8 protein-coding genes and 1 rRNA gene are annotated in these 9952 nt (G+C 42.4%); 2 read left to right on the top strand and 7 right to left on the bottom strand.

What is annotated here, in order from left to right; translation table 11 throughout:
- Positions 1–46: 46 nt before the first annotated feature.
- A 16S ribosomal RNA gene (locus BET10_RS20650) occupies positions 47–1585 on the bottom strand.
- 608 nt (positions 1586–2193) lie between these two features.
- On the opposite strand from BET10_RS20650, the gene BET10_RS20645 reads away from it, so the two are divergent.
- Positions 2194–2664: an RNA recognition motif domain-containing protein gene (locus tag BET10_RS20645; protein WP_070987969.1), complete on the top strand. Its 471-nt coding sequence runs from the start codon at positions 2194–2196 to the stop codon at positions 2662–2664.
- On the opposite strand, the gene murI is transcribed toward BET10_RS20645, so the two are convergent.
- Positions 2654–3430 carry a glutamate racemase gene (gene murI / locus BET10_RS20640; protein WP_070987967.1) on the bottom strand — a complete coding sequence of 259 codons (777 nt, stop codon included), beginning with the start codon at positions 3428–3430 and terminating at the stop codon, positions 2654–2656. The two genes, BET10_RS20645 and murI, sit on opposite strands and share 11 nt — an antisense overlap.
- Before the next feature lie 69 nt (positions 3431–3499).
- Complete coding sequence (locus BET10_RS20635) at positions 3500–4594, bottom strand: DUF5610 domain-containing protein (protein ID WP_070987965.1); 1095 nt, start codon at positions 4592–4594, stop codon at positions 3500–3502.
- Positions 4595–4781: 187 nt separating this feature from the next.
- Here BET10_RS20635 and trmA point away from each other — a divergent pair, with 187 nt between their 5' ends.
- Entirely contained in the window at positions 4782–5879 is a 1098-nt protein-coding gene (gene trmA / locus BET10_RS20630; protein ID WP_070987963.1) for a tRNA (uridine(54)-C5)-methyltransferase TrmA, read from the top strand.
- Between the two features lie 61 nt (positions 5880–5940).
- Here the strand turns inward: trmA and BET10_RS20625 are convergent, their stop codons facing one another.
- From BET10_RS20625 to ccoG, 4 genes are all read right to left on the bottom strand, one after another.
- A complete protein-coding gene (locus BET10_RS20625) occupies positions 5941–6570 on the bottom strand; it encodes a thiol:disulfide interchange protein DsbA/DsbL (protein WP_070987961.1) in 630 nt (209 codons plus the stop codon).
- A gap of 15 nt (positions 6571–6585) precedes the next feature.
- Entirely contained in the window at positions 6586–7218 is a 633-nt protein-coding gene (locus tag BET10_RS20620; protein WP_070987959.1) for a thiol:disulfide interchange protein DsbA/DsbL, read from the bottom strand.
- Between the two features lie 18 nt (positions 7219–7236).
- Positions 7237–8211 (bottom strand): serine/threonine protein kinase, encoded by a 975-nt coding sequence (locus BET10_RS20615; protein WP_070987957.1) that lies wholly within the window; start codon positions 8209–8211, stop codon positions 7237–7239.
- A gap of 66 nt (positions 8212–8277) precedes the next feature.
- Positions 8278–9705: a cytochrome c oxidase accessory protein CcoG gene (gene ccoG, locus BET10_RS20610; RefSeq protein ID WP_070987955.1), complete on the bottom strand. Its 1428-nt coding sequence runs from the start codon at positions 9703–9705 to the stop codon at positions 8278–8280.
- Between the last annotated feature and the right edge of the window lie 247 nt (positions 9706–9952).

Genomic DNA, 9952 nt, shown 5'->3' with positions numbered 1-9952 from the left:
AACAATCATCTGTGTGGACACTTCGAACAAATCTGTTCTAAATCGTTAAGGAGGTGATCCAGCCCCAGGTTCCCCTAGGGCTACCTTGTTACGACTTCACCCCAGTCATGAATCACTCCGTGGTGAACGTCCTCCCGAAGGTTAGACTATCCACTTCTGGAGCAACCCACTCCCATGGTGTGACGGGCGGTGTGTACAAGGCCCGGGAACGTATTCACCGCGGCATTCTGATCCGCGATTACTAGCGATTCCGACTTCATGGAGTCGAGTTGCAGACTCCAATCCGGACTACGACGTACTTTAAGTGATTCGCTTACTCTCGCAAGTTCGCAGCACTCTGTATACGCCATTGTAGCACGTGTGTAGCCCTACACGTAAGGGCCATGATGACTTGACGTCGTCCCCACCTTCCTCCGGTTTATCACCGGCAGTCTCCTTAGAGTTCCCGACCGAATCGCTGGCAACTAAGGATAGGGGTTGCGCTCGTTGCGGGACTTAACCCAACATCTCACAACACGAGCTGACGACAGCCATGCAGCACCTGTATCAGAGTTCCCGAAGGCACCAATCTATCTCTAGAAAGTTCTCTGTATGTCAAGTGTAGGTAAGGTTCTTCGCGTTGCATCGAATTAAACCACATGCTCCACCGCTTGTGCGGGCCCCCGTCAATTCATTTGAGTTTTAACCTTGCGGCCGTACTCCCCAGGCGGTCTACTTAATGCGTTAGCTTTGAAAAAGTTGTCCGAGGACCCCAGCTTCTAGTAGACATCGTTTACGGCGTGGACTACCAGGGTATCTAATCCTGTTTGCTCCCCACGCTTTCGTACATGAGCGTCAGTGTTGACCCAGGTGGCTGCCTTCGCCATCGGTATTCCTTCAGATCTCTACGCATTTCACCGCTACACCTGAAATTCTACCACCCTCTATCACACTCTAGTTTGCCAGTTCGAAATGCAGTTCCCAGGTTAAGCCCGGGGCTTTCACATCTCGCTTAACAAACCGCCTGCGTACGCTTTACGCCCAGTAATTCCGATTAACGCTCGCACCCTCCGTATTACCGCGGCTGCTGGCACGGAGTTAGCCGGTGCTTCTTCTGTAAGTAACGTCACAGCTAAGCCGTATTAAGACTTAACCTTTCCTCCTTACTGAAAGTGCTTTACAACCCGAAGGCCTTCTTCACACACGCGGCATGGCTGCATCAGGCTTGCGCCCATTGTGCAATATTCCCCACTGCTGCCTCCCGTAGGAGTCTGGGCCGTGTCTCAGTCCCAGTGTGGCTGATCATCCTCTCAAACCAGCTAGGGATCGTCGCCTTGGTGAGCCATTACCTCACCAACTAGCTAATCCCACTTGGGCCAATCTTTAGGCGTGAGGCCCGAAGGTCCCCCACTTTGGTCCGTAGACATTATGCGGTATTAGCAGTCGTTTCCAACTGTTGTCCCCCACCTAAAGGCATGTTCCCAAGCATTACTCACCCGTCCGCCGCTCGACGCCGAATAGCAAGCTATTCTCGTTTCCGCTCGACTTGCATGTGTTAGGCCTGCCGCCAGCGTTCAATCTGAGCCATGATCAAACTCTTCAATTAAAAGTTTTTTTGTTTGAAGTAAACTTCAAACGGCGCTCATTGAATTCTGATTTTGTTCTTGTTACCAAGAACGAATTGACTGTGCTGCAACAAATTAAATTTATTGCCGTTGGTCACTCAGTTCAATTGAGACTCTAAATNTTTTGTTAGAACTCAATCTGTACGAGTGCCCACACAGATGATTGCTTCATATTTTTAAAGAACGTTGCGATGATTCAGCGCTTGGCTTCATCTCGCTAGGGGTGTGCATTCTAAGCATTCCCTATTTTTTGTCAACACTTAATTTTAAGTTTTTCTTGGTAAGAAAAAGCAAAGTTAAGTTTTACTCGACGCTGACCCGTTGTTGCTTTGCTTATTCAGCGTAGCGCTCCGTGTCAGTGGGGTCGCATTATAGGGCGATCCTTTTTTTGATCAAGCTTTTTTTAAGAAAACCAACTCGTTTGCTCACTTTACACCCAAAACCATCAAAAAAGCGATTTTTTGCTTATTTTTAGTGCAATTTCCTACTCTATATCTATTTTTATTATTGCGAAGTTTATTAATCTCGTTAAGATAGCTTCTTTATTTGTTAAATTAATGTATATCCTCTGTTTATTGGTAACTCTATTATGAAATCATCGTCCCAAAAGTCTTTTCTTATTACAGCGGCACTCGCAATTGTAGGGTTTGTCGTGATGCAATTTTTGCTTTCAAGCATCCAGATTAGCGCACCACTATTACTTGCCCTTGGTATTGTTATAGGTGGCTTAGCGGTTATCCTTACAAGCCCTAAACAAGCACAAGACGACACACTAGAAGTAGCAACAAAAACGCTTTATGTTGGTAATTTGCCTTATAAAGCAAATGAAGGCGTTGTCCGCGATCTTTTTGCAGAACAAGGACAAGTTTTTAGCGTCAGACTATTGAAAGATAAAAATACAGGGAAACGACGTGGCTTTGGCTTCGTCGAAATGGCCGAAAAGGATGCTGACCACGCTATTGCTCAGCTGAATGATAAAGAATTTCAACAGCGCACTCTGAAAGTGCGTGCTGCAAAACAAAAGCAATTTGATAACGAAGAAGAAACGACTAACAGTTAAGGTCAATTGCTCTGCAAGTAACACCTTCTTTATTGGTCATTCCACTTGGTGCCGTTGCAAAAAATTGCAGCGGCATTTTTACACCACTACGATTGGATTGTTTACCTTCGAGTAAAAACTGTACTCGCTTAGCAATCGCATGACCCGAGTCAATGAGATCTACGTGGGAACCATAAAATTTTTCTAGTTGTGTCCTAAGAATTGGGAAATGAGTACACCCCAAGACAATACAATCAACTTCTTTATCTATATTAATGTATTCCAGTTCATGCGCTAATTTGTCGAGATCTAATGTTTGCTGCCAGTAATATTGTTCAGCCAAAGCCACCAGTCTGGTTGATTTATGTAAATCGACTCGACACCCCTTAGCATGTTCAGCAATCAAACTATTTGTATACGCATTATTTGAAGTAGCCGGTGTGGCAAGCAGCGCTATACGTCGGCTCTTACTCTGTGCTGCCGCAGGTTTAATTGCGGGAACCACACCTACAATCGGAATGGATGTCAACTTTCTCGTCGCGGCAAGTGCTTGTGTAGACGCGGTATTGCAAGCAATCACGATAAGATCAACCACGTGTTCAAAATCGTTAATCCTTTTTATCAAACAGGCTAGTCTAGATTGAATCGTTTGTTCTGATTGTAAACCATAAGGAAGCAGTGCATTGTCCATTACATAGCTATATTGGGCAGTGGGAAGTAAAGACTGAATGTGGCTCAGAACACTGGTACCACCTACCCCTGAATCAAAGACCAAAATATGTGGCAAAACACCGCGACCCTTCTAATAAACATGAGTCGCAGTGTGCCATGGTGAACATGAAAAATAAATTAATTATTAGCTGCCTTCATCACTATTTAGCTTGCCAAAGAACCCTTGGATATAATCCATAAACTCATTAAGACGAGCCTGGCCATCGTTTATCCACGCCATAATATCGGGTAACTGCTTTTCAATACCTAACTTCTTACCTTGCTCATGGATATTCTCCAACTGCTTATCCAATGGCTGCAAAGATTTTTCTATCTCTTTTAAAGGATTTGATTGTTGATACTGGCTAATCGCAGCTGATGTTTTTGTTTGACGCAGATCCATAGTGAAGTTAGCTATCTGATCATTGTCTATGTTCAGCTCTTTAGCCTTTTCAAACGCGTCATCATACTCTCCTGCAAAAAAGCTATCACTCACATTGCGAACATCTGCCATCATTTCGTTGATCGCTTGTTGTTCCTCTTGGTTTAACTCACCATTTACCACGATGGCAAAGCTTACTTCGTGCCGAGTTTGTTGGCCAACAGCCAAGCCATGATCGTTACCCTTTTGGCTGTAGCTTGCAGCATTAGTTTGTGAACGTGCATCACTAAATGTAATTTTAACTTCATCACCTTCTGCGGTTGTGAAACTATATTCAGCCTGATTAGACAAACTGGCAAACTGAGCCTCACTCACCTGTACTGACTCAGGCTTGGGATCAAACAAAGACTCTTCAAATTCATCGAGTCCTTTGAAAATGCCTTCTTTGGCTTTCTCTATGCCCTGCTCAATATCATCATTAAAGGCATTAACACCTTTAAGTTCCTCAGTGGCCTCGTCTATTCCCATTTGCACACCTTTACGAGCAGCGCCAAGCATCTCTTTTAAGGTATCATCGTCTTTGCCGTTCACTTTCGCTTTGTTGACCGCTGCCGTTACAAAGTCCAACACATTTTTTGTGATAGCTTCGAAATCAAACAAAGGTTTCTCTTTGTCTTGCTTTTTTTCTATGCCCAAAGCCTGTGCAAGTTTATCGTCAAGTACCATTGCAGCAAGCTTACCCTTGTCACCAGAGTAACTGTCTACGTTAAATTTTGCACTTGGGAGTAACATCCCATGTTTACTCGCTTTATTAATCATTCCAGGATTAAGTAGTTGATGTATTTGTCCAATTTTCATGTTCTGGCTCCAAATATCGCGTTCAGCCGGCTGTTAATACAGCTATTCGTTCCTTGTTATCGGCTAAAACTCACGAAGCTATAGTGTACTTAGTATAAAAAAGAAACAATTTTTATGCGATAAACTGGACAAATCCACAATGCTCCCTAAAATAGCGCGTCTCTATTTTGCAAGGTACTTTCTAATTATGGCTGTCATTCACATCGATACTTCCACTTATACACAGCAACTGAACGAAAAACAGTTGCGCATCAGCGAGCACTTTGCCCGCTTTAACGCACCTAAGCTTGAAGTATATGATTCGCCAAAAACACAGTACCGCCAAAGAGCTGAGTTTAGAGTGTGGCATGAGGGAGAAGACTTATTCCACATTATGTTTGATCAACAAACCAAACAAAAGATCCGCGTTGATACATTTGATCCTGCTGCGCCACTCATTTCAGAAATCATGCAAGTCATGATGGATAAGTTACGCCACAATGAGGTGTTGCGTCGCAAGCTATTCCAAATAGATTACCTTTCTACACTTAGCGGTGAGATCTTAGTAAGTCTGCTTTATCACAAAGCACTTGATGACAATTGGCAACAAGCTATGGAACAGCTACGCACAGAGCTACAACAGATCTATAAAATAGATTTTATTGGCCGAGCACGAAAACAGAAAGTAGTTTTTGGCAGTGACTTTGTCACCGAAGTGTTAAACGTCAATGGTAAAGAATATACCTATCAACAAGTAGAAAATAGCTTTACTCAACCCAATGCTAAGGTCAACGAAAAAATGCTCGCTTGGACACAGTCGATTTGTGAGCCTTTGCAAAATGATCTATTAGAACTGTATTGCGGCAATGGTAATTTTTCTATCGCCTTAGCAAGTTCGTTTGATAAAGTGCTGGCTACTGAGATATCTAAGTCCTCGGTGCACTCTGCACAATACAATATCGCCGCAAACAATGTAGAGAACCTTGATATCATTCGTATGTCGAGCGAAGAGTTTACACAGGCCATGAAAGGTGAGCGCAGTTTTTCAAGACTCAACGGTATCAACTTAGAAGATTATAACTGTCAGACCATTCTAGTCGATCCGCCTCGTGCAGGTATGGATGAGTTGACCTGTCGCCTAGTAGCAAACTACGACAATATTATCTATATCTCTTGCAACCCTGATACGTTAGAGCGCGACTTGGAGTTGTTATGTGAAACGCACAGCATTTCTCGTATCGCTATTTTCGATCAATTTCCATACACACATCATGTTGAATCTGGTGTATTTTTAAAGCGCAAGTAAGTTAAACAATCAGTAATAAAAAAGCCCCGTAGTAACGAGGCTTTTTTATCTAACCAGAAACTTACTTAGCTGCTAAGTAGTTGATCAATGCACTGATCTGTTCAGGCGACGTGGTATTTGACTCACGAAGTAACAGTTTATATTTACCATTTACGATAAATGTTGGTACGCCTGTCAATGCGCCCTTTTCCTGCATCTGCTCTTGCATACGTGACATCTTCGACGCTTTAGTACGAACAGAGAAGCTCTTGTAAAGCTTATCAAACTTTTCGGCATCAACGCCCTGAGAAACAAAGATGTCTTTCAGATCAGCCACTTCATTAATTTTTCCACGTTTAGTATGGATATGTGTGAACAATGCAGAAATGATCGCGTCTTTTTGTGGTAATACTTCAGCTGTTGCCAAAGCATTTGCCATCATCTTTTGCACTTCTGGATCGCGCGACCCTACAAAGTCCACATGGCTCTTTTTGAACTTAACATCTTCATCTAGCTTAGATTTAAACTGAGCTATTAGCGGTTCAAAGGCATTACATGCAGGACAATAAAATGAAAAATACTCTGTCACTTCTGGTTTTTTAGTCCCTCTCTCTGAGACTACCTCATAGTGTACACCTTCTTCATACTGTGCCGCATTGGCAAGCATTGGTAACATTAAGGCAACTACCGCTGCTTTTACTAACTTCAACATATAATTCTCCAATTCTTATTTTTGTAGCAGATACTGAACTAATTCTTCTAACTCAGCTTGGCTTTTAAGCTCTTTCATATTCACTTTATATTTGTCATTGACAATAAAAGTCGGAACGCCTCTTAATGCACCTAGCTTGCTAAATAACTCTTGTTGGTCCTGCATCTGCTTCTCTTGTGCAATAACCAGCATACTACTCAAACCGTCATCAAACTCTTTTTCACTGATACCATTAAGTGCAAGTAGCTGCTTTACATCTTTAATATCGTGCAAATTCGCTTTTTTAATATGAATACTTTCAAATATTTGTGCTGCAACCTCTTTCTCTTTGCCCGCTTGCTTTGCAATGATGTATGCGTAGCTCAGGTTGCTTTGTATCTGCGCCGATGCACCGCGTAAAAAGTTTACATGGCTTTTTTCAAACACAGCACCTTCTGGAAGGCTGGCTTCCAGTGATAATGCGACTGGTTCAAATTGGTAACAGTGAGGGCAATAGAAAGAGAAAAACTCTGTAACTTTAGGTGTTTCACTTTTTTTATTTTCTATGGTTTGGTAGTGCTTGCCGTCCGAGAAATCAGCTGCATTTGCAGCAAACGCCAGTAAGGGAAGACACATTATCAATAAAGTTTGTTTTATCGTTTTAAACATGGATATCTCTCAATTTTTTTATGGAATTAATCTAAGCGCAGGTTCATGTAATGTCGCAAACTGTTCTTTTAAAGCCAAAATCTGTTGTTCCCAGTATTTGTCAGTCGCAAACCACGAAAAGTTCCGTGGAAAAGCAGGATCTTGCCACCTTGTTGCCAACCACCCCATATAATGAACCATGCGCATCGCCCGCAACGGCTCAATCAAATTAAGCTGTCGCTGCTCGAACGAATTAAACTCTTCATAACCTGACAACAAAGTATCAAGCTGTATTACCTGCTCCTGCCTATCGCCATTTAACATCATCCATAAGTCTTGGATCATAGGCCCTTGTCGACAGTCATCTAAATCAACAAGCATTAAGCTATCACCGGCCCACAGAATATTGCCAGCATGACAGTCTCCATGCAAACGGATCTGATCAACTTGATAATAATCTTGCTCTGTTTTTTTGATTAACTGCTCCAAAATAGTCATGAATGCGGTTTCAAGGTGCATAGGAACCATCTGGCTTTCTACTAGCGCGGCTTTAGCATTGTGCAAATAATCTTGACAGTTAACAGTTGGCCGATAGCTGAATGAAGTCGCACCCGCAACGCTATGCATACGTCCAATATACCGGCCTAGAACCTCCAATTGATCGAGGTTATCCATTTCGAACTGTCTACCACCAACACTCGGAAACAGCGCGAAACGGTAGCCTTGAAAGTGAAATAGGCTTTCACCGTCTATTTTAATTGGCGCAACAACCGGCACTTCTGCAGCCTCTAGGCTAAATGCAAATTGATGTTCTTCTCGTATTTGCTCATCACTCCAGCGCTCTGGCCGATAAAATTTCACCACATACCGGCGATTGTCTTCAGCTTTAAACTGATACACTCGATTTTCATAACTGTTTAAAGCCAACAATCCTGACTCGGGATATATCGATATACTTTCAACCGCATCCAAAATAAAGTCTGGTGTTAAATTAGCAAAACTGAATTCGCTCATAAATTTTCTCTGTTATAAAAAAAGCGGGAAACCCCGCTTTTAAGTAATAAGCCTTAGTGTACTTAACTATTTGCCTTTAAAAAAGTTTGTGGCTTGCGTCAGCTTTGATTGCGGCTGATCTATCGGGTAGATAGCAAACTCAAACTCTGTTATTGGTTTTTTAAGCTCATAGGGGTCAATAATTAAGGACAGTGGCACATCCAATGCGCGACCGGCCCCAACCGTTACTTGCTGCTTACCTAGATACTCAAAATGCGTTAAACCAAGCACTTCAATATGAAATGTTTGTTCTTTTTGTGCCTTGTTGATAATTTTTAAGGTATAGGTATTTTCAACCAACCCTTCGAAGTTGACCCGATAAAGCTGGTTTCTATCACGAATTATATCCAACTCCATAGGTTTGCGCATGGCAACATTCGCGACCAGAGCACCAGTTAAGACCAGCAGAATACACACATAACCAACCAATTTTCCGCGTATTGGCTTAGTTTTTTCAGCTGATGCTTCAAGGTTGCGCTCCGTGGTATATGAAATAAGACCGCGAGGATAGTTCATTTTGTCCATCACACCATCACAAGCGTCAATACAAGCACCACAATTGATACATTCATACTGCAAACCGTTACGAATATCGATACCTGTGGGGCAGACCTGCACGCACAAGTTGCAATCAATGCAATCACCCAGCTCTAGCTCATTACGATCCTGCTTACGCGAGCGAGGGCCTCGCTCCTCACCACGTTTAGCATCATAACTGACCGTAAAGGTGTCTTTATCAAACATGGCTGACTGGAATCGTGAATAAGGGCAAATATGCAAACACATGATTTCCCTCATCCACCCTGCGTTACCATACGTACACACGGCAAACACCAAAATACTCACGGTTGCATAGCCACTTGCAGAAAAAGTGAGTAGATCAGGTAACAGCGTTCGGATTGGAGTGAAATACCCTACAAAGGTAATTGCGGTGTACAAAGAAAATAGTATCCAGCTACTATGCTTTGCGGTTTTGCGCCAAAACTTGTCGAAATCCATTGCACGTTGATCAAGTTTCTTCCGCTGATTTGCTGAGCCTTCAAACTTTTCTTCAAACCAAATAAAGATAAAAGTCCAAACGGTTTGAGGACACGTATATCCGCACCACACTCGACCATAGAAGGTTGTCACCAGAAATAAAGCAAAGGCAGCTATCATTAAAATAAATGCCAGAATCGTTAAGTCTTGCGGCAATAATGTCAGCCCAAAAATATTAAACTTCTGTTCAAACAAGTCAAATAGTACCGCTTGCTGTCCGTTAAAACTCAGCCAAGGCAGCAACATAAATGCAAGCATACCGACGAAACCAATTTGCTTTCGTAACAATTGATGCAGCCCTTGAACAGCACGCACATATATTCGATTTCGGGGGTTAAACCTATCAGGTTGCAACTGTTCAGGTGGTTGAATTTTAACTTCTGTAGGTATGTTTTTGACTTTAATTTGATTGTCCATCGAAGCTCCTTAGGCCGCTATGATCGACAGGTACTTGCTCAAGTAACCTTAACTAGAATAGGGATATTATACGCAAGCTTGCCAGTTGATTGATACCAACAAATGCCACATTTAAGTCATTAAACAACGAGCAATTCAAAACAACGCCAATCTCTGGAGTTGCTTATTACAGCAAAAAACCGCCAGACTTGCTTTTCACTATGCTATTTTATTACACTCCAAGCGACATTATATTTATTGAGATCAA

The organism is Pseudoalteromonas amylolytica, from assembly GCF_001854605.1.
Lineage (GTDB): Bacteria > Pseudomonadota > Gammaproteobacteria > Enterobacterales > Alteromonadaceae > Pseudoalteromonas > Pseudoalteromonas amylolytica.
The sequence above is the reverse complement of the archived record's forward strand: the minus strand, read 5'-3'. Positions and strand labels throughout refer to the sequence as shown.